This is a genomic window from Flavobacterium sp. GNP002, assembly GCF_054343795.1.
Map to the genome: position 1 here is coordinate 740,896 of NZ_JBTGUW010000001.1, position 22,232 is coordinate 763,127.

A 22,232-nucleotide genomic window follows, 5' to 3' on the forward strand; every position below is an offset into this window, starting at 1 on the left:
ATTTAATTATTTTGTTTGTCATTAAATTATTTTTTAACCGAAGGCATTTCATACAATTCCGCCTTCTTATTATTGATAGTAATCAACATATATTTCTTTCCATTGAAATTGACAATATCCAAGTGTCTAACTGCTTTTTGGGTCAAATTAATTCCTATTTGATTACCTAAAAATATGGTTTTATCATTCTTGATTAAAGCTCCTGAAAATCCGTCAAACCTACTGTGATAAGGAGAAACCCCAAAGTAATTTCCTGCTGCAAAAACTTCTTCTTTCGCATCTGAATCGAAATTAGATTTCAGGAAACTAGTAATAGGAGCGACTTGCATTTTATTCGAAAAAGGAACAAAAGTAAACTTCCCTTTATCATTTCTCAAATAGCCCGATTTCAAATTATGAACTTCGAACAGCTTTCCATTCTCCAGCATTTTTGGATCAAAAACTTCTTCAAGTGTTTTTCCTGCAAAGGATTTGTAACTATTGAATTTCTTTTTTAGCATCCCGCTGAATTGTTCCGCAAGTTCATCAAGACCTAATGTAGTGTAATATTGCCCTTTCTTTTCTATTGCCACAATTGTTTCAAAAGATCCGTTAGTATCAAAATCATCGTAATACATTTTCATTGGAAAATCCTGTGAAGCTTTAAATTTAGAATTCATTCCCCAGTTTCCTACCAAATAATCTTGGTCTCCATCATGATCAATATCAAAGGAAAGTACTGATTGCCACAATCCATTGCTTTTTTCTGGAAGAATGGTTGCTGTTACATCCGTAAATTTACCGTTTTTATTAGCAAAAAAAGTAGGTTTCATCCACTCACCCACAACAATTAAATCTATTTTTCCGTCTTTATTAAAATCACTGAAAATAGCATCCGTTACCATCCCTATTTTCTCAAAAGTTTTGTTTTGAACAATAGTAAACACTCCTTTATTGTTGTTCAACAAATAACAATCTGGCATGCTTCCAAATCTATTATTGATTGAATTATTTCCAACAAAAATATCTAAATCACCATCTTTATCATAATCAAAAGCCTTTACCACGGATGCATTTTGAGTCAACTTAGGCAACTTAGCATTCAGCAATTGATTGTTTGTATTTAAATATAAACGGTCTTGCAAATTAGATGCATTTTCACCTCCACCGGAAGCCACATATAAATCATTTGTTTTATCATTATTGAAATCGCCTATAACAGCTGAAGCGTCTTCAAAAACAGAATCCTTTTCAATTTCAGCTAGCCCTTTTTTAGAAAATCCGGTAGCATTTTGAAAATAAATTGCAGCTTTTTTACCTTTAGAGCCACCAAAGAAAATATCCTCTTTACCATCGCCATTCAAGTCACCAATTGCTGTAGCTGCACCACGATCAGTGCGTTGGTATGGAATTAATTTTTGGCTTAAAATATCAATAAAATCATTTTCCTGATGCACAAAGTCGATTCCTAAACCCGTTTCAAGCTTTTTGAAAATTGGCAAAACACTTGGATGCAATTTTTTATAATCAAAAGCTTTTCTATTTTGATTGGCTTTTATGGTAAGCGTTTGGCACGTTTTAACATTCTTTATTGTTTGATACGTTTTATCTGGCCAAACCACCACTAACGAATCTATCTTAGTTATTTTTCCATAACCAAAATGAATCATTGGTTCTGATGAAGACTGAAATCCTCTTGTAGTTTGCAGTTCCTTGAATTGTTTTTTCCCTTTTGAATAAGAAATTACTTTGGCTCCAATCCCAAAAGTGTTTTTTCCGGCAAACCTAAGTTTTAATTTTAAATAGTTTGATTTTGTATCTGTTTTATTAATGTAAACTGAAGCCGTAGCATTTGTATTATTGGTAATTACGTCTAAATCTCCATCATTATCAATATCTGCATAGCCACTACCATTTGAAATTATAGAATCATTTTCTATCCAATCACTTGAACGGTTTTTAAACTGTAAATCAGCTGCACCTTGAAAAACATAATTTGTCACATTTCCTTTTGGCATTCGCTTTAACGCTTCTTTATCCAATAACTTCGTCGTACTGATTTTGCTTTTTATTTGATCATTGGAATAGTATTTCACGTAATCCAAATCATTAGGACGCTTAGGAATTCCGTTACTTACAAAAATATCCTGCTCTCCATCTTGATCATAATCACCAAATAAAGTGCTCCAACTCCAATCAGTCGCTGCTACACCGCTCAACAAAGCTGTTTCAGTGAAACCGCCTCCCGCTTGATTAAGCTGTAGCATATTTCTGGAGTACTGATAATGATAGCCTAGTTTTTCGGTTCTCATTTTTAGCATTTGCACGTTATCATCACCTAAAGAGGATTTCAAAACTTTTTCATCTTCAGGCAACATATCTAAACTCAAAATGTCAGGAAAACCGTCATGATTTACATCTGCAACATCAACCCCCATTGAAAAACGACTGGTGTGTCCAAAATACTGCTTGAGACTTTCCGTAAAAGTTCCGTCCCCATTATTTAAATAGTAATAATCATCTTCGTGAAAATCATTCCCCACATAAATATCAGGATAACCATCTAGATTAAAATCAGAAACTGCCAATCCCAAACCATATCCATTAGCACCTCCAAAAATTCCTGCCTGCTCACTTACATCTACAAATTTTCCGTTATCATTTCGAAATAATTTATCCCCACATTCATAGCTTCTTTTATTTCTAATGTCTGCATTTCCAAAAGATGACTCAGAGTGTACGGCGTGATTCAATAAATACATATCTAAATCCCCATCTAAATCATAATCAAAAAACGCTACCGAGGAGCTATAATTATCTAAATCTAAACCGTATTCAGCCGCGCTTTCGGTAAACGTGTTATCCTTGTTATTGATAAACAATTCATTTTGACCTTCAAATCCATTAATCCCAACTACCGCACAAACATAAATATCAAGATACCCATCTCCATTTACGTCAGCCATAACGGTACCGGCGTTCCAATCACTTTGTCCTTCTACTCCGGCTTTTGCAGAAATGTCTTCAAATTTATTTTTCCCTTTATTCAAGTACAATTTATTTTTTCCTTGATTAGAAGTAAAATAAACATCCACCAAACCATCATTATTGATGTCGCCAAGAGCTACACCTCCGCCATTATAATAATAGAGATAATCTAAAATAGAGATGTTTTTGGACTCAACTAATTCGTTATTGAAAGTAATATTACTTTCATCAGAAGACAATTTTTCAAACAATTGTCCTTCTTTTTTGGAACAACCCATAAACAGCAATGAAGCCAGTCCTATTCTGCAAAAATTATTCATGGCGTGTAAATATTTTAGGAGTATTATCATTAACTACAGCTATAATTGAAACCGTTTTATTCTTGTCTTTTACTATTTTCAGTTGTTTCACTTCCCCTTTTATGAAGAAACCTGATTTATTATAGGGCAACCATGAAAAAGTTCCGTTTTTGCTTCCTAAAAGTACGCTGCCATAATTTGCATCCAATCTGGAGAATTGTGGTTTGAATTCGTATTGATTTCCACCTAAAATTAAATCCAAAATTCCATCATTATTCACGTCCATTGTGGTAATGGTGTTTACACAAGAAAATTGAACTTCTTTAGGAAGTGCTTTTATCTCAAACTTACCATTTCCTTTGTTGATTGCAATAACACTTTCTTGAATATTCACTGTCCTTTGAATCGAATTATCAACTACTTCCTTCGCAAATAATTCCTGAAATGTTTTCTTAGAATAATCTGCATAGCTCAAGTTTTTCTTCTTAATCGAAGGAATTTGTTTAGCCAATTCTTGTTTTAGGTTTATTGGTAAATCTTTGCCTTCAATAGAACGGGTTGCAATTTGTTCAATAGTTCCATTATTATCAAAATCATTGGTAAACAATTTCATTGGATTTGTATTGGTCGCTTTGTAGGTTGTATTAGTCCCTTTATTCCCCAGAATCAAATCCTTTTTACCGTCATTGTTCAAGTCAACACAACTTACGGCATTCCAAAAACCAAGATACCCTGTAAGATTAGATTTGAATTCTACCAATCGGCGTCCATTGTTTTTAAAAATCATAGGTGCCGTCCAATCTCCCACTAATATTAAATCTTTTTTTGAATCGTTATCAATATCTTCCCATACCGCATCTGTTATCATTCCAACTGCATTAATTTTAAATGCTTTTTTATCAGTAACATTGGTGAAATTTCCTTTTCCATCATTTTCCAATAACAAATGTTTAGGATCAATTCCATAAACACCCGGAACGCTTCGGCTTCCTATGAATACATCAATATCGCCATCATTATCAAAATCATTTGGTGCTATTACCGAGACGTTGTTATTGGTTGTTGGCATATTGGTTTTGCTTTTCACAAAAACTCCTTTTCCGTTATTCAAATACAGACGGTTTTTATAATTAGCCTGATCCGATTTTTCGTTTCCACCAGAACCTACTAGTAAATCGATGTCTCCATCATTATCAGCATCAAAAAAACTGGCGGCAGTATCTTCAAAAGTTGCATCTGCCTCTAAGTCTTTTTGGTCTGTAACTGAATAATTACCAATCCCTTTATTTAAATATATTTTACCGGATTGCCCTTTGGCACCGCCAATAAATACATCCTCATTCCCATCACCATTTAAATCAGCGACTGCGAGTGAAGGTCCTTCTTGTGAAAGCATTTTAGAGATTAATCCTTCATGATCAAAATCGACATAATTATTTTCTTTGTGTGCTGAGAAAATTGTTTTCTTTTCAGCAAACAATGGTTTTGGCTTGTCATTTTTAGGAACATAATCTACTTTAGCATTGTTAATGTTCAAATTTAAAGTGCTATTATTGGTGATTTTTTTAATTGTTTGAGATTTACCATTTGGCCAAATTACTTGCAATGAATCAATTTTTTTGGTTCCAATACCAAAAGTCATTACATAATCGATAGAAGATTGAAAACCTCTTGAAGGAATTAATTCTTGTCTAAGAATTTCTTTACCAGAGAATAATTCCACAACACTTCCAACAGCAAACTTGTTTTGATTGTCTCCTTTTAGTTTTACCTTAACGTAATGATTTTTCTTGTTTTTCTCTGAATTATTTCGATACACAAAAGATTCCATATTGACATTATTGACAATCAAATCTAAATCACCATCATTATCTAAATCACCATAAGCTGCTCCATTAGAAAAACTTGGAGTGTCTAGTCCCCATTTCGTAGCTTCATTACTAAAGGTCAAGTTTTTGTTATTCTTGAAGGCGTAATTTGGTATTGGTGTACTTGGCATTTTACTGATAATGGTTTGAATTTCTTCTTTTTTACCTGTAACCACCATTTTTTGCATAAACTCATTAGCAAAAAAATCAACAAAATCTTGATTAGTTAAATCGTTATAAATTCCGTTACAAACGTAGATATCTTTATAACCATCATTGTCCATATCAAATAATAAAGCGCCCCAACTCCAGTCAGTTTTAGCAACTCCGGCATGATTTGCTATTTCAAGGAATTGATTATCACCATTGTTTATTTGCAATGTATTTTGCATGTATTGATAGTAGAAATCCAGATTTACTTTTCTAGTAAATAAATCATAGTTTTCAAAATTTGTAGTCGTTTTTAAGCGTTCGTCCGGTTCGGGTAACATATCTGTTACAAAAATATCGGCTTTCCCGTCATTGTTGACATCTGCCATATCAGCTCCCATTGAAGATTGACTAATGTGTGATGTCCATCCCTGAATTTGCTCGGTAAAGGTTCCGTTTTTATTATTTATATATAAATAATCTCTTTCATAAAAATCATTTGAAATATAAATATCCGGATACAAATCTCCATTTACATCTCCTACTGTAACTCCAAGACCAAAGCCTATTAAACTACCATATATTCCTGATTTATCACTTACATCAACAAATTTTCCGTTATCATTGCGCAGTAGTTTATCACCTCCACCTTTCAGAATTTCCGCTACATCCCAATCTTTATCTCTTAAGTCTCTTTTGTTGGAATAATTAAGACTGCTTACTGGGATAAAACTGTTATTCAAAATATATACATCTAAATCACCATCTTTATCATAATCAAAAAAAGCAGCATGTGTAGTTATACCTGTGTCAGCTAGATTGTATTCATCTGCTTTTTCAGTAAAAGTATTATTGCCATTATTTATAAAAAGTTCATTTTTTTGTTGATTACCCAGACTATTTCCTGCATTACATACATAAATATCAAGTAAACCATCCGCATTTAAATCAACCATTACAACACCGGTTGACCAAGTTTTGGTTCCTTCAACACCAGCTTTTTTAGAAATATCCTCGAATTTAAAATTTCCTTTATTTAAGTAGAGTTTATTGGTTCCAAGATTTGAAGTGAAATATACATCTGAAAGACCATCATTGTTGATATCTCCAATAGCGACACCACCACCATTATAAAAATTTCTGTATTTGAATATGTTCATGTCTGCGCCATTTTTAACTTCATTTAGGAAATTAATTCCGGTTTCTGAAGCATCCAATTTGGAGAATAAGGCATCTTTATTTTCTGAGTTTTCTTTGGAACAATTGACAAAAAGAAGAATTAAAATAGAAAAGAAAATAGAACGAGTAAACATATTATATGCAGTATTTAGTTGTGACATTTAAAAGGAAAGAAAGGCCTAATTTATATAATATTCAGTAAATAAAACAATGAATTGAGTTAAAATTAAAAAAATAAAGAGGGCAATACTATTGCCCTCTTTATAACTAACTCAAAAATATAATAATAATTTAAAAAATCTAGTAACCAGGGTTTTGAGCAAGGTTTGCATTGAATAATGCATCTGCTGGTATAGGAAACAATACATATCTATTATCAGACACATAAGGTTTCAATTCTCTTGCAGCTAGGAAAGTTCCAAAACGAATCATATCATTTCTTCTCCATCCTTCTAACCACAATTCTTTACCTCTTTCTTTGTAAATCCCATCTAAAGTAGTTGGAAAAACACCAGCTTGTCCAGATCTAGATACTATGGTTGCCAATTTAGCAATATCATTTGTACCAGCACCACCTCTAGCTATTGCTTCTGCTTTCATCATTAAAGCATCCGAATATCTCATGAATACAAAGTCATTATTAGGGGAACCAAGATTAGCAGCATCTGGAATGTATTTTTGCATTCTAATCCCTGCCGTTTCAAGAGTTGCTCCACTAGTAATCAAAGTAACTGCAGAAGTATAAAACAATGGGTTTCCATTTCTGTCTTTCAATGCAACAGTACCTCCTGGTTTGTACATTTGACCTACCTGCAAACCTACTGGATTACCAAAAGTAGCAATTATAGCTGGATCAGCATTTTTTATACGTCTATCATTTGGATTAAACTTATTGTAATATTCTGCTACTGTAGAGAAACCGTTCCATCCATCAGGAGTCTGATTATAGTGCATAGACATTCTCCAATGGTATTGAATTCCACCACCTGCACCACCTTGAATATTTTTAGAAGAAAGTAAAATCTCTGGCGATGTATTATTAGTGGGTTTGAAGTTATCCCAATAATCAGCAGATAATGAACTATTAATTGCATCAACATTAGTAACAACTTTAGTCATATCTGCAGCAGCAAAAGTATAAGGCCCTGCAGGAGTAGTTGCAGTAAATACTCCTTTGTTCAAGTATAATTTAGCTAACAAAAAGTGAGCCGCATCTTTATTTGCTATACTTGCATCTCCAGCAGTTCTTGCAGGCAATGAACCTACAATAGCTTCTAATTCACTAATTACAAATTCAGTTGCTTCAGTTCTAGTCCAAACTTTAGGATCATCTGTTAATGGAGATCCAGCTTCTCTATATGGCACTTGTCCAAATAAATCGATTACATTATAGTAATAAAATGCTCTTAAGAAACGAGCTTCAGCTATTTGTGAACCTGAACCATTTTCAATAACTAAGTTACAGTTGTATACTTGAGATAATAAAGCATTCCAAGCATTTCTAACTTCATTATGATCAGGAGCCCAAGTATGTACGTGAATTTGTCTCCAAGTGGCATTATCATCCCAGTCACCTCCACGTGTTGGTCCTACTAATGCATCAGATGACATTTCGTCTAAAGCAAACATTTGACCTTGCGTTTGAAAGCCTCTTAAACCTTCATAAGAACTAGTTAAAAGTGAAGCAGCGTTTACTGTTCCTCCACCAGTATTAGATATAACTACACCATCTAATACTTCTTCATCTAGATTAGTACAACTTACACCTAATACAATAGTACTAGTTAATAAGATGCCTTTTATAATATTAATTCTTTTCATCGTTTTTTAATTAAAATGTTACGTTAAGACCTACAGATACACTTTTATCTCTTGGATATGATAAATATTCCATACCTGCTGAAGGAACACCGTTCAATGATTTATCAGTATCTACCTCTGGATCTGTTCCTGAATAACCCGTGATTATAAATAAATTAGAAGCATTTACATATAATCTTGCAGTAGACATTTTAAGTTTATCTAAAATAGCTCCTTTAACTGTATAACCAAAAGTTAAGTTACCCATTCTCAAGAAATCTCCTTTTTCTAAGTATTTAGTAGAAGGTGAATTTGGATCTCCTTGCGCTTGAGCAGATGTAGCTGCTTCTTGAGTTACGTTTCTACCACCTAAGAAAGCTCCTTTAAAGAAATAAGCATTCGTTGTGTTGTTGTAGATGTAATGTCCAAAAGCACCATAGAATGAAGCTCCTAAATCAAAATTCTTGTAAGTAAAGTTTGTATTGAAACCAACATTGATTTTTGGTAAAGGTTGTTTGTCTAATAATATTTTAGCTGCTGTACCTAAACCAGTATCATTTCCTGCTGCATCAGCATAAATTGAATTTCCAGTCGCATCATATCCTCTCCACTCATACATGTAATAAGAATAAATTGGCTTGTCATTTGTAATAACTTGTGCATAAGCCCCTGATAAACCCTGACCGTTAATTCCACCTGTAGAAATAAACCCAGCAAAATTTGTCATTTTATTAGCTAAGAATGAAGCATTTCCAGAAACATCCCAAGTAAAATCTTCTTTCTCAATCACTTTATAGCTTAAAGAAACTTCAAAACCTTTATTGATTAAGTTTCCTGGTAAGTTTTTGAAACGTGGAGATGGAGGACCTGGTTGCGTTGCAGCAGCAGGAACTGGGAAGATTAAGTCTTTAGTATCTTTTTGGAAATAATCAACTGTACCAGTCAATCTGTTATTGAATAATTCAAAATCAGCACCTACTCCATATGACTTAGTAGTTTCCCACTTCAAATCAGCATTTGCATTACTATCTACATTCAAACTTCCGTTTAGACCATAAGCACCTCTTGAAATAGCCGAGTTAGGTGCAAATTCTTGGTTACCTGTTTTACCAAAGTTTCCTCTAATTTTGAAATCATTTACAACTCCGTCTTTGTTTTCAACTACTTTATAGGCGATACCTGCAGATGGGAAATAATCGTATTTGTTATTAACTCCTAATTTAGTAGAACCATCAGAACGCAACGTTCCAGTAAGAATTAACTTATTGAATAGAGTAGCATTTACTCTTGCAAAATAAGACTGTAATTCTGATCTGTTTCTATAAGAATACATTCTGAATTCATTTTGAAGACCACCTTCAATATTGTCAATTAAATTAGTTTGAGCCTTATCATACCCTTTACCTATTGCAACATGTCCATCTGCAGTATAGTCATAATAAGAATAACCAACTAAAGCATCTAAATTAAAATTATCACTAAAGTCATTGTTATAATTCAATGTGTGCTCAAAAGTTTTATTAAATTTATTTTGAGAATTAATTGATGCTTGACCATACTTAATATCTGTAGATCCAGGAACTGACGCTTGTGCCACATTCTGAATATCCATAGTTGGTAACAATTGACTTTTTCTACTAGAAGTAGAACTTTCAATACCAAATAAGAATTGGTATTTCAATTTACTGTTAATTTTCCAAGTAGTATTGATGCTTCCTAAAAATTTATTAGTGTTTGTAAAATCTTTATACGAATTCAACAATTGAACTGGATTCAAATACGTATTACTAACTACATTATACGTACCGTCAGCTTTATAGATAGGTAAAGTTGGATTCCAGTACAAAGAAGTACCAATGATGTTTCCAATATAACCAGCATCGTTAGACAAGATAGTAGTATCATCTTTCAATGAAGCATACATAATTCTTTCTTCTACTTTCAACGCCCCTCCAAAGAAGTCATTTGAGTTATAAACTGTAGCTGAATACTTATCTAAACCTGTGTTTTTAACAATACCATCTGTATTACTTGCACCCAAAGAGATTCTTGTACTAGAATTCTCAGTTGATTTTGTAAAAGATAAATCGTGATTCATAGAAAAACCTTTTTGCAAAACAGCATCTTTCCAGTTGTAACTTCTTGATCCTTTATCATCACCTCCTGCAGCAACGAATTGCTCCGGAGTCATTACGTCAAAATCACCTGCCATTTTACTAAATGTCACAGAAGAACTGTATGCTAATTGTGGTACTTTAGATTTTCCTTTTTTAGTTGTAATCACAATTACCCCATTAGCTCCACGAGAACCGTAAATCGCTGTAGAAGAAGCATCTTTTAATACACTGATACTTTCAATATCATTTTGATTAACGAAATTCAAAGGGTTTCTTGCAGAAGAAGCACCTAATAAATTATCACCACCACCAGAAACGTTTCCTCCATCTAATGGCACACCATCAATAACGATAAGTGGTCCATTACCTGAACGAATAGAAGTATTTCCACGAACTCTAATTGCAACTCCACCTCCTGGCTCCCCACTTGATTGTGTTACTTGTACACCTGCTACTTTACCTCTCAATAATTGAGCAGGCGAAGGAGATGCTACATTGTCAAAATCTTTTGCTCCAATTTGATCAACTGCACCCGTTGCATCTTTCTTTCTAACTGAACCGTAGCCTATAACTACAACTTCTTTTAATTCAGCTGAGTCTTCTTTCAATACTACATTAACTGTGCTTTTTCCTGCTACATTTACCTCTTGAGTTTTAAGACCAATGTAACTAAAAACTAAAACTGCGTTTGAGCCAACATTCTTGATAGTAAATTTTCCATCGAAATCAGTTTGCGCTCCATTTGTTGTTCCTTTAACTAAGATAGAAGCCCCTGGAAGCGGACCGCTAGCATCAGATACAGTTCCAGACACATCTTGCGAATATGTCAAACTTGTACATAGCATCGTTAGAAACACCATCAAGCCTTTAATTAGACTATTTTTCATACGTAATAAATAAGTTGGTTAATAATTTGTTTTAATGGTTTGTTTAAATATTAAGTTCAAACATAATTATAATTTTATGATAATATTAAGATTTTACTAAACTATAACGTTTTCGTTGTGCCGAAAACGTTTTCGATTTTAAAATTAATACTTTAAAAAATTAATACTAAAATTATAATAAACATAAAAAAAAGGCAATAAAAAAACCATTATAGTATTATTTACGCTTTTACATCGAAAAATCATTGCGTTTTAATCAAAAAAAGAGCCTAATAAGAAAGAACATTGCGAATTATTTAAAGCAATGTCGTTTTTTGCTCTAAATCAACAATCTGAATTTGACTAAATAAATATACCTCAAAACATTTGGCTAAAAAAACCACATCTACTTTATTTTCCATTTCATAACTCTAACAAAATAGTAATCTAACAAAAACGCATTAACATAAAGATTTAGATGCACTAACAATATATTTTATGCAAATATCAATCTGATTTACATTGCATCAAGTTCACAAACACATTTAAAAATTTAGTTTGTTTATGCCATGCCTTGATTACAATCCATAAAAGGGAATAAAAAAGCCACGGATACAGCAATTAAATCTATTACAAACAGATTGAATCCCGTATTCGTGGCAAAAAAAAATTCTTTAACGTATTATTTTATGACAATGGTTTTATTGTCAGCACCAATTCCAACAATCTTTAACGATTTCCATTGTTTTGGCAACAATCCTTTATTGTATTTCAATCCAAGGTCTGTTTGTTCCACTCCACCAAAACCATAAATAACAGCTTGAAGCATCGCTCCAGCCCCCGTAGCAAAATATGGATTATTACTATTTGCTGATTCCGAAAACACACCAAAAGGCGGACGGCTATTTGGTAAATAGGATTTTACAAAATAACTATAGGCTTTTTCTCTATCTCCTAAACGGGCATACAGCACTGATAAAACTCCAGAAGCCATTGCAGGACCATCTTTTTTATCAATTTTTTCAGCGTAATATTCTAAATCTTTTTCAATTTGCTCTTTGTCTGTGATTACGTGTAAAGGATATGCTAACAAGTTCACATCAGCTTGTTTGATCATTTGCCCTTGGTATCCTTTATAATTTTGAGTAATCCCATTCTCTCGATGAATGACTAATTTCTCCGACACTTCAATCCATTTCGGGTTAATCGGTTCGTTCAAAATTGTTGCGGCTTTGATCGTGTTTTTCAAAGACTCAATAGCTGATGCATTTGTAAAGGCATTATCATCTATATGTTGTGCATATTCATCAGCACCAACTACATTTAAAATAGAGAAACTTCCATCCAGATTTTTAACTACACGACTTACCCAAAAATCTGCAGTTTCTTTTAGAACTGCCCATTCTTTTCTCAACCAAGATTTATCTTGTGTATAGCTGTAATAATTCCAAAAGGCGATTGAAACATCCGCCGTGATATGTTGTTCAAAAATTCCAGTCAAGGCCCAAGTTGGAGTTGCTTCTTCACCCGTATCATCAGACTCCCAAGGATACATCGCTCCTTTATATCCATAAATAAAGGCTTTTTGTTTTGCTTTTTGCAAACGATCTGAACGATAATCCAAACATGATTTTGCCATATCCGGTTGCAGTGCTAAAAGTGTTGGATACATCCATAGTTCGGTGTCCCAAAAAATATGTCCGTTATAACCTTGCGAGGACAATCCCATAGGGGCAATACTTTGTCTGGTTTCAGGACGGATGTACGAATATAAATTATACAATGCAAAACGAACGCGTTGCTGCGCATCCAGATCACCTTCAATTTGTATGTCGCCCGTATTCCATAACTCAGCCCATGCTTGTTTATGACGGTTTAATAATTTATCAATTCCTTCTTGTAAAGCATAAATGGGCTGTCTTTCGGATTCATTCAAAGGATCCGTAACATCTTTTGAAGTGCAAATTCCTCCTGCAACTGCAAAACGGTATTTTTTACCCTTAACTAATTTTTTAGTAAAACCAACTTCATTTCCCGTTTGCTTTAAGGTTTCGGATAGCCCGTCAAAAAGAAATGTAGTTGAAGCCGCTACCGTATATTTCCCAGTTAGCGTTTTAGCTGTTGTTCCAAAAACTGGCATTAAATATTGATTATCTTTCAAAACCCTAAACTGACTTTTAGCGTCTTTCAATTCGTCAGGAACAACCATATAATTGTTAGCCGTAATTTCTATATCCTTAGTAGGAATGATTTCGACAATTGCCATCGCTGAAAAAGGAATAGCTCTATTGGCTAAAATCGTGTAATTAATAGTCGCCAAATCTTTAAATGAAAATGAAGTGGTACTCGTCCCTTCTTTCATAGAAACTACTTGGCTCCAGTTATCAATATTGTCTGATTTGATTTCTTGATTATTTATATTCAAGTGCAGATTCAAAAACTCAATTCCTCGAACTATTCTACTGATTCCATTTTCGGGACTTCCGTCATAAACGCCATTCAGAATAATTTCTTTTGTTTTTAAAGGCGTATCGTCTGTAACAATTCCTATTTGACCGTTTGCCATGGCAACACCATAATAATTTTCCCTGGAATTTGCGAATAAGTGCCACTCATCTGATTTGCTTTGGCTAAAAACGACTGTAGTTAGTAAGAGCATAAACAACAAACTTTTAACTGTAGAAATCATAGTTTAATTTTTTAATAATATTTCCAAACTTATATATTTTTTAGGTAATAATATTGAATAGTTTCATAATGTATATCGAATACAAAACGAAAACGTTTTCGACTTATCAAAAACGTTTTCGATAACTCAATTATGTTTAATTTAAGAATATAATTCTATTTTTATGAAGATAATATAATAATTAAACCTTATTTTAATGAAGTTCACAAATAAAATACTTCCCTTTTATTTAGTATTTGGAGCCTCTTTATTCTTGTTTTCTTGTAAAAAAGAAGCGGAAATTGGAGTTATTACAATAGCTTCTTCCGAAAGTATAAAAACTGATTCCACGGTGCAATACAAAGAACCCTATAGACCACAATTTCATTTTTCTCCAGAAAAAAAATGGATGAATGATCCAAACGGAATGGTTTTCTACAAAGGAATTTATCATTTGTTTTACCAATATTATCCGGACGACATTGTGTGGGGACCGATGCATTGGGGACACGCGACAAGTATGAATTTAATCCATTGGACACATAAAAAAATCGCTTTGTTTCCTGACAAATTAGGAATGATATTTTCAGGAAGTGCCGTGGTAGATTTAAAAAACACTTCCGGCCTTGGGACAAAAGAAAACCCACCAATGATTGCCATTTTCACCTATCACGACATGGCTGGTGAAAAAGCGGGAAGAACAAACTATCAAACGCAAGGATTAGCATATAGTCTCGACGAAGGCGAGACTTGGGTAAAATATGATGGTAATCCAATTGTTAAAAACTCTGGTATGAAAGATTTTAGAGATCCTAAAGTATTCTGGAATACCGATAGCAATCTTTGGAATATGGTATTAGTCGCCGGCGATCACGCACAATTTTACACTTCCGAAAATTTAATCAGCTGGACTCTTGAAAGTGAATTTGGAAAAAATATAGGAGCACATGGCGGTGTATGGGAATGTCCCGACATTTTTAAATTAAAAGTTTCAGGTACCAATGAAGAAAAATGGGTTTTACTTATCAGCATCAATCCTGGCGCCCCAAATGGAGGTTCTGGAACACAATATTTCATTGGTGATTTTGATGGAAAAACTTTTAAAACAACTCAAAAAGACATCAAATGGATTGACAATGGCGCTGATAATTATGCTGGAGTCACATACAACAACACACCAGATAATAAACGAATATTCATAGGCTGGATGAGTAATTGGTCATATGCGAGAGACACGCCTACAAAGAACTGGAGAAGCGCTATGACATTGCCAAGAGAACTTTCACTGGCTAAAATTAATGATAATTATGTCCTAAAAAACATTCCTGTTAATCAATTCAAAAAGCAACAAGCTACAGCTTTTTCCAAAGATAAAATCACCTTAAAACCGAATCAAAAAACAACATTTGATTACAAATATTTGAATCAATCTCAAGTACAATTGAATGCCAAAAATGAAAATTTAAAATTAGTTTTTTCCAATGAAATTAAGGATTCTCTGGTTATCAATTACGATACGAAGCTAAAGACTTTTACTATTGATAGAACGCATTCCGGAATAGTAAACTTCGAAAAAAGTTTTGGAGAAAAAATTCACAACACCAAAATTCCAAACATTATAACTGAAACAATTGATTATCAAATCATAGTAGATTGGTCCTCAATTGAAATTTTTCTGAACGGTGGCGTATATAGTTTTACGGAACAAATTTTCCCTAGCAAACCGTACACCAAACTTAGCATTCAATCAAATGAAAATCAGGAAATTAAAAACCTTACCATTTCTAAAGTAAAGGGAATCTGGTAGAAAAATTCTTTACAACAACCAAAATAATTAACCAAAAAACAAACTAATGAATAACAAAAAAATACTTTATTGGTCCATTGTCGTTGCATTTGCAGGATTTTTATTTGGATTTGACACTGTAGTAATTTCGGGAGCCGATAAACAATTGCAGCAATTATGGGGTTCTTCTGATTTGTTTCATGGACTAGTAGTGATGTCATCCGCATTATGGGGAACGGTTATTGGCGCTATTTTTGGTGCGTTTCCAACGAATATTTTAGGTCGGAAAAAGACTTTAATAATTATAGGATTGCTATTTTTTGTTTCTTCCATTGGAACTGCATTCGCAAATGATCCTATTTTCTTTTCCATTTTTAGATTTCTTGGCGGAATTGGTATCGGGGCATCTACTATTGCGGCTCCAACCTATGTATCTGAAATTGCTCCTGCAAAAGACCGCGGAAAATTGGTTGCTTTATACCAATTCAATATTGTTTTTGGAATTTTAATCGCTTTTACATCTAACTATTATTTACAGGATATTGGAGAAAATGCCTGGCGTTGGATGTTAGGAATACAGGCTTTCCCATCCTTTTTATACACAATTCTGGTATTTGGAATCCCGGAAAGTCCGCGTTGGATTTTAGAATACAAGAAAGACAGAGCAAAAGCAGTCGCTATTTTGAAACAAATTAACAGTGACGCAGCAGTAGAAGCAGAAATTGCAGCTATCGAAAAAGAAACTACTCATGAAGGGAAAAACGAATCCATTTTCATGGCAAAATACAGAAAACCATTACTATTGGCTTTTTTTATTGCTTTTTTCAATCAGCTCTCCGGGATTAATGCTTTTCTGTATTACGCGCCTAGAATTTTTGAATTGGCAGGATTAGAAAAATCAGCATCTTTTTTGAGTAGTATCGGAATAGGAGTGATTAATTTGATATTTACCATGATTGGAATCTCGCTAATCGATAAGTATGGAAGAAAAACATTGATGTATTTAGGTTCTGTAGGATATATAATTTCTTTAGGATTAGTGACAACTGCCTTTTATTTTGAGTGGAAAGGAATGGCTGTTCCGTTATTTTTCTTTTTGTTTATAGCCTCTCACGCGATAGGACAAGGAGCCGTAATTTGGGTATTTATTTCTGAATTATTCCCAAATAAACTAAGAGCGGCCGGAACCTCTTTTGGGACTTCTGTTCATTGGGTTTTAGCTGCATTGATTCCTTCTTTTATTCCGTTTTTGTTTAAAGAAATTGGGACTACAACTGTTTTTGCCATATTCTGCATAATGATGGTTTTCCAATTGCTTTGGGTATTCACAAAAATGCCGGAAACTAAAGGAAGAACATTAGAAGAACTATCTGAAAGTCTATCAAAAAACGAATAACCATGACTAAAAACATAATCTGTTTCGGCGAAGTTTTGTTTGATGTTTTCCCAACGCATAAAAAAATTGGAGGAGCACCATTGAACGTGGCACTGCGCTTGGCATCACTTGGTATCAATGCCCAAATAATAAGTCGTGTAGGAAATGATGAAATTGGAAAAGAACTCCTTGCTTTTATTAAAAAAAACGGAGTTGATACCGATACGATTCAAATAGACGAAAGCTTATCAACTGGGCAAGTTATTGTTCAATTAAACGAGAAGGGTTCTGCTTCCTACACCATCAATTACCCTGTTGCCTGGGACAAAATCATTTGTATTCCGGAAGACGAAATCATGGTCAAAAAAGCGGATGCACTTGTTTTTGGAAGTCTTGTATGCCGAGATTCTGTTTCGCAAGAATCACTTTTAGAAATAATAAACTATGCAAAATACGCTGTTTTCGATGTTAATTTACGCGCTCCTTTTTACACAAAAGAAATACTGATTAATTTGATGATGCAGTCAGATTTTATAAAATTCAATGATGATGAATTATATGAAGTAAGTGCTTTTATGAGTTCTCCTTACCATTCATTAGAACAAAATATACTTTTTATCGCAGAACAGACAAATACAAAACACATCTGTGTGACTAAAGGAAGTCATGGGGCTGTTTTGTATTACAATGAAAAAATGTATTACAATAGTGGCTATAAAATTGATGTTGTTGATACTGTAGGCTCAGGAGATTCCTTTTTAGCAGGATTGCTAAGCGAGTTGCTTATTAATAGTGACCCTCAAAAAGCAATTGATTTTGCTTGTGCATTAGGGGCAATTGTAGCAAAAAACGAAGGAGCAAATCCAAAAATTTCCAGTAAAGAAATCAATGTATTTATGAATCCTATACAAAACCGATAATTTTCTAACATTAATTTCAAATAACTTAAAACAGTAAAAAACTATTAATACAAACAACCATGAAAGCTATTCTCTCATTATGCTTGTTTTCTGCTCTTACAATATTTTTCACTGAGAGCATATCTGCTCAGAACAATTTTGTAAAAACAAGTCAAAAAAACGATTCAAAATGGTGGAAAGAAGCTGTTGTGTACCAAGTATATCCTCGTAGTTTCAAAGACAGTGACGGCGATGGAGTTGGAGATTTAAAAGGAATCATTTCAAAATTAGATTATATAAAAAGCATAGGTATCGATGCAGTTTGGCTTAATCCAATTTATACTTCTCCTAATGATGACAACGGATACGACATTAGTAATTATAGAGAAATCATGACCGATTTTGGGACCATGAAAGACTTTGATCTTTTGCTAAAAGAAATGCATGAACGCGGAATCAAACTCATCATGGATTTAGTTGTAAATCACAGCAGCGATGAGCACGAATGGTTCAAACAATCCAGAAGTTCGAGAGACAATAAATACCGAGATTATTACCACTGGTGGCCTGCGGAGAAAGGAAAACCACCTTACAGATGGAGTTTTTTTGATGTTAATAGCGATGCTTGGAAATACGACGCACAAACTAACGCATATTATCTACATTATTTCTCTCAAAAACAACCCGATTTAAATTGGGAAAACCCAAAAGTAAGACAAGAAATATATGAAATGATGCGTTTTTGGCTTGACAAAGGGATTGATGGTTTTAGAATGGATGCTTTTCAGTTTGCTTCAAAAGATACTGCATGGCCAGAATTACCTAAAGGATATGAGAGCAATATCATAAAATACTACGGAGTTGGCCCACATCTACATGATTATTTACAGGAAATGAACCGCGAAGTTTTTAGTAAATATGATATTATGACCGTTGCCGAGGGTGCTGGAAGTACTCCCGAAGATGCAATGCTATTTGTAGATCCAGACCGAAAAGAATTAAACATGGCCTATCATTTTGAAAGTGTTGACATAGGCAAGCACATCAATAATTTTGGTCTCGTTAAGTATAAAGACATTTTTTCAAGGTATGACGAAACCTTTAAAGACAAAGGATGGCTGTCAATTTTTTTAGCCAATCACGATCAACCCCGAATGGTAAGTAAATTTGGTAATGACACTCCTAAATTCAGAGAAATTTCTTCAAAGATGCTTTCTACTTTTGTAATGACCATGCGTGGAACTCCCTATTATTATTATGGTGACGAATTAGGGATGACCAATATTCGCTTCGATTCCATAGAGGATTATCACGATGTGGATACCCGTAATAAATACATTAGCTTAAAAAATAAAGGAGGTGATTTGAAAGCATTTTTGGAAGGGCAAAAACAAACTTCAAGAGAGAATGGAAGAACACCATTTCAATGGGATACAACTAAAAATGCAGGATTCACAACAGGAAAACCTTGGTTGAAAGTAAATCCAAATTATAATCTAATAAATGCCGAAGTACAGGAAAAAGATCCGAATTCAACGTTAAACTATTTTAGAAAATTAGTTCAATTACGCAAGAAAGAACCTGTTTTTGTTTATGGGAAATATACGCTACTAGACAGAGAAAACCCTAATATATTTGCATACACTAGAGATGTAGAAGGCAAAAAAGTATTGGTTTTATTGAATTTCTCAGAGAAAGAATCTTCATTCAACATAGGAATTCCCATCACTAAATCTAAAATTATTTTGGATAATTATACGAATACTAAAAATTTAAAAAAGAATATTTTACGTCCATTTGAAGCGGTAATAATTGAGATAAAATAGAAATTAACCCTTCAAAACAGTGTCGAATTAACAAACTGTTTTTTGAAAATTGATTTACAATAAATAAATAAATTGTAAATTCGTTTTCAGGAAGCAGTTTTTTTGGCTTTCACAAATAGAGTATTGCACTATGAATAATCCCACTCTCAAAGAAATTGCCGCCCAATTGGGAATTTCAATAACCACAGTTTCAAAGTCACTAAAAGGATATTCAGACGTCAGTGAAAAAACAAAAAAATCAGTTATTGAACTTGCTCAAAAATTACATTACACTCCTAATAGTTTTGCAGTAAATCTTAGAACGAAAGAATCAAAAACTATAGGATTGATAATCCCTACACTTGTTCATGATTTTTTTTCGAGTGTAATAAAGGGAATTCTGGAAGAAGCTGAGAAGCGGGACTACATGGTTATCATTTTACAATCCAATGAAAAATTAGAGTTTGAAAAAAAACAAATTGATTTATTATTGAACAAAAGAGTAGATGGTATTTTGATGTCTTTGTCTAATGAAACTGGTGATTTTGAACATTTAAAATCGATTATTGCTAATAGGACTCCACTGGTACTTTTTGATAAAATTGCAAAGCTTGTGAACTGCTCAAAAGTAACCATTAATGACAAAAAAGCCGCATACGACGCGGTTTGCTATCTTATAAAAAGAGGATACAAAAAAATAGCTCATTTTAGAGGTTCGTATTTACCTCAAAATGCGATTGATCGGTTTTTAGGGTACAAAAAAGCACTTGAAGATAATGGTATTCCTTATGATTCCTCTCTTGTTTTTGTGTGTGACAACAATTTAGATTTTGAAGATGGTTATGAAAATGCAAAAAAAGTGATTAAGGAGCATCCAGAAATCGATGCTATTTTTGCTGTTACCGATTTAGTAGCCATTGGAATTATTAAATACTTCAATGAAACAGGGATTTCCATTCCGCAACAAATTGCAGTTTTAGGTTTCAGCAATTGGTTTATGTCTAGCGTTATATCACCAAAAATTTCAACAGTTGACCAACCTGGTTTTGAAATTGGAAGAAGGTCAGCGTCGATTCTATTTGATGAAATCTATCTTAAAAAGAAGAACTTACCTGTTGTTTTTCAGTCAATTGAATTAGAAACAAGCATAATTGAAAGGGAATCAACATAAAAAAAATGAATCCTACAATAAACAACCAACGCTTCTTTACTTAATTTAACGAATAAATATTAATTTGTTTATTTTGACAAAAAACTCAGAAATAAGATAAAAATTAATATCTTGGTAAAGAATATTTTAAGTTAGAGTCATTTTTTACCGACATAAATTAAACACATGAAGACTTAAAAGAAAGTCATTTCTAAAAATATTTTCCTAAAATTAAATACGTAGAAATTCAATTCATGAAAGATATTACTCTTAAAGAAATTGCGACAAAACTGGGAATTTCGATAACTACTGTTTCAAAAGCGCTAAAAAACTATCCGGATGTTAGTGAGACAACTAAGAGAGCGGTAATTGAGCTTGCTCAAAAACTACATTATACCCCTAATAGTTTTGCTGTAAATTTAAGAACAAAAGAATCAAAAACCATTGGTTTAATTATCCCTGAAGTAGTGCATCACTTTTTTTCAAATGTGGTAAATGCCATTATTAATGAAGCCGAAAAAAATGGATATTTGGTTATTATTTTACAGTCTAATGAAACGTTGGCTTTAGAAAAAAAACAGGTAGAATTGCTTATAAACAAGAGAGTGGATGGCATAATTATGTCGCTATCCAATGAATCCAATAACGATGATCATATTAAGGAAATAATGAATAGAAATATTCCTTTTGTGATGTTTGATAAAATTGCGAAGCTTTCTAAATGTTCAAAAGTTGTAATTGATGACCAAAAAGCCGCCTTTAATGCTGTCCAACACTTAATTGATAATGGTTGCAGGAAGATAGCTCATATTCGTGGTCCATTGAATCCTCAAAACGCTATAGACAGATACATTGGTTATAAAAAAGCGTTAGAAAAAAACAACATCCCTTTTGATAATAAATTAGTCTATACTTGTGAAACCGTAACTTTTGAGGAAGGTAGAGATTTTGCCAAGCAAATTATAAATGAACACCCTGACATCGATGGTGTTTTTGCAATTACAGACTTGGTTGCAGTAGGAACACTTGCTTATTTTAATGAAAATAAAATCAACGTACCTGAACAGGTAGCTGTAATTGGTTTTAGCAATTGGTTCATGTCGCAAGTGCTGACACCAAAATTAAGTACTGTGGATCAGCCAAGCCATGAAATGGGGATTGAATCTTTTAACTTATTATTGGAAGAAATGAATTGCCATAAAGAAGGAATTCCTTTCACTCCAAGAACTGTTGAATTAGAAACTAAGGTTATTGTTAGAGAATCGTCTATAAAATTTAAGTAAAATGGAGTTCTATAATATCC

The 22,232-nt window shown here is 33.3% G+C and carries 11 protein-coding genes; 6 read left to right on the forward strand and 5 right to left on the reverse strand.

Annotated elements, in window-relative coordinates; genetic code table 11:
* Nucleotides 1-26: 26 nt before the first annotated feature.
* The 5 genes from ACXX80_RS03375 to ACXX80_RS03395 form a co-directional block, all read right to left on the reverse strand.
* Nucleotides 27-3,287 carry a VCBS repeat-containing protein gene (locus ACXX80_RS03375; protein WP_458551998.1) on the reverse strand — a complete coding sequence of 1,087 codons (3,261 nt, stop codon included), beginning with the start codon at nt 3,285-3,287 and terminating at the stop codon, nt 27-29.
* Complete coding sequence (locus ACXX80_RS03380; RefSeq protein WP_458551999.1) at nt 3,280-6,624, reverse strand: VCBS repeat-containing protein; 3,345 nt, start codon at nt 6,622-6,624, stop codon at nt 3,280-3,282. The genes ACXX80_RS03375 and ACXX80_RS03380 overlap by 8 nt, the downstream gene beginning before the upstream one ends.
* Nucleotides 6,625-6,763: 139 nt before the next feature.
* Nucleotides 6,764-8,284, reverse strand: coding sequence for a RagB/SusD family nutrient uptake outer membrane protein (locus ACXX80_RS03385; RefSeq protein ID WP_458552000.1), 1,521 nt, complete (start codon nt 8,282-8,284; stop codon nt 6,764-6,766).
* 10 nt (nt 8,285-8,294) lie between these two features.
* Nucleotides 8,295-11,267, reverse strand: a complete 2,973-nt coding sequence (locus ACXX80_RS03390; RefSeq protein WP_458552001.1) for a SusC/RagA family TonB-linked outer membrane protein — start codon at nt 11,265-11,267, stop codon at nt 8,295-8,297.
* A gap of 661 nt (nt 11,268-11,928) precedes the next feature.
* On the reverse strand, nt 11,929-13,935 hold the full coding sequence (locus ACXX80_RS03395) for a kojibiose hydrolase (RefSeq protein ID WP_458552002.1): 2,007 nt from the start codon (nt 13,933-13,935) through the stop codon (nt 11,929-11,931).
* Between the two features lie 196 nt (nt 13,936-14,131).
* Between ACXX80_RS03395 and ACXX80_RS03400 the strand changes: the two genes are divergently transcribed.
* The 6 genes from ACXX80_RS03400 to ACXX80_RS03425 all read left to right on the forward strand — a co-directional run bounded on the left by ACXX80_RS03400 (nt 14,132) and on the right by ACXX80_RS03425 (nt 22,212).
* Nucleotides 14,132-15,721: a glycoside hydrolase family 32 protein gene (locus ACXX80_RS03400; RefSeq protein ID WP_458552003.1), complete on the forward strand. Its 1,590-nt coding sequence runs from the start codon at nt 14,132-14,134 to the stop codon at nt 15,719-15,721.
* Nucleotides 15,722-15,767: 46 nt separating this feature from the next.
* Nucleotides 15,768-17,096, forward strand: a complete 1,329-nt coding sequence (locus tag ACXX80_RS03405; protein WP_417990527.1) for a sugar porter family MFS transporter — start codon at nt 15,768-15,770, stop codon at nt 17,094-17,096.
* A 2-nt stretch (nt 17,097-17,098) separates the two neighbouring features.
* Nucleotides 17,099-17,995 carry a carbohydrate kinase family protein gene (locus ACXX80_RS03410; RefSeq protein ID WP_458552004.1) on the forward strand — a complete coding sequence of 299 codons (897 nt, stop codon included), beginning with the start codon at nt 17,099-17,101 and terminating at the stop codon, nt 17,993-17,995.
* 59 nt (nt 17,996-18,054) lie between these two features.
* On the forward strand, nt 18,055-19,800 hold the full coding sequence (locus ACXX80_RS03415) for a glycoside hydrolase family 13 protein (RefSeq protein ID WP_458552006.1): 1,746 nt from the start codon (nt 18,055-18,057) through the stop codon (nt 19,798-19,800).
* A 130-nt stretch (nt 19,801-19,930) separates the two neighbouring features.
* The gene (locus tag ACXX80_RS03420) at nt 19,931-20,950 is read left to right on the forward strand and encodes a LacI family DNA-binding transcriptional regulator (protein WP_417990530.1); all 1,020 of its coding nucleotides are present in this window, start codon (nt 19,931-19,933) and stop codon (nt 20,948-20,950) included.
* Nucleotides 20,951-21,183: 233 nt separating this feature from the next.
* Nucleotides 21,184-22,212: a LacI family DNA-binding transcriptional regulator gene (locus ACXX80_RS03425; RefSeq protein WP_417950643.1), complete on the forward strand. Its 1,029-nt coding sequence runs from the start codon at nt 21,184-21,186 to the stop codon at nt 22,210-22,212.
* Nucleotides 22,213-22,232: the final 20 nt, after the last annotated feature.

What these genes read in the sequence shown, in the direction of transcription:
- ACXX80_RS03425 (WP_417950643.1), top strand. Translation starts at nt 21,184, where the DNA reads ATGAAAGATATTACTCTTAAAGAAATTGCGACAAAACTGGGAATTTCG.
- ACXX80_RS03385 (WP_458552000.1), bottom strand. Translation starts at nt 8,284, where the DNA reads ATGAAAAGAATTAATATTATAAAAGGCATCTTATTAACTAGTACTATT.
- ACXX80_RS03395 (WP_458552002.1), bottom strand. Translation starts at nt 13,935, where the DNA reads ATGATTTCTACAGTTAAAAGTTTGTTGTTTATGCTCTTACTAACTACA.
- ACXX80_RS03410 (WP_458552004.1), top strand. Translation starts at nt 17,099, where the DNA reads ATGACTAAAAACATAATCTGTTTCGGCGAAGTTTTGTTTGATGTTTTC.
- ACXX80_RS03415 (WP_458552006.1), top strand. Translation starts at nt 18,055, where the DNA reads ATGAAAGCTATTCTCTCATTATGCTTGTTTTCTGCTCTTACAATATTT.
- ACXX80_RS03375 (WP_458551998.1), bottom strand. Translation starts at nt 3,287, where the DNA reads ATGAATAATTTTTGCAGAATAGGACTGGCTTCATTGCTGTTTATGGGT.
- ACXX80_RS03380 (WP_458551999.1), bottom strand. Translation starts at nt 6,624, where the DNA reads ATGTCACAACTAAATACTGCATATAATATGTTTACTCGTTCTATTTTC.
- ACXX80_RS03405 (WP_417990527.1), top strand. Translation starts at nt 15,768, where the DNA reads ATGAATAACAAAAAAATACTTTATTGGTCCATTGTCGTTGCATTTGCA.
- ACXX80_RS03400 (WP_458552003.1), top strand. Translation starts at nt 14,132, where the DNA reads ATGAAGTTCACAAATAAAATACTTCCCTTTTATTTAGTATTTGGAGCC.
- ACXX80_RS03390 (WP_458552001.1), bottom strand. Translation starts at nt 11,267, where the DNA reads ATGAAAAATAGTCTAATTAAAGGCTTGATGGTGTTTCTAACGATGCTA.
- ACXX80_RS03420 (WP_417990530.1), top strand. Translation starts at nt 19,931, where the DNA reads ATGAATAATCCCACTCTCAAAGAAATTGCCGCCCAATTGGGAATTTCA.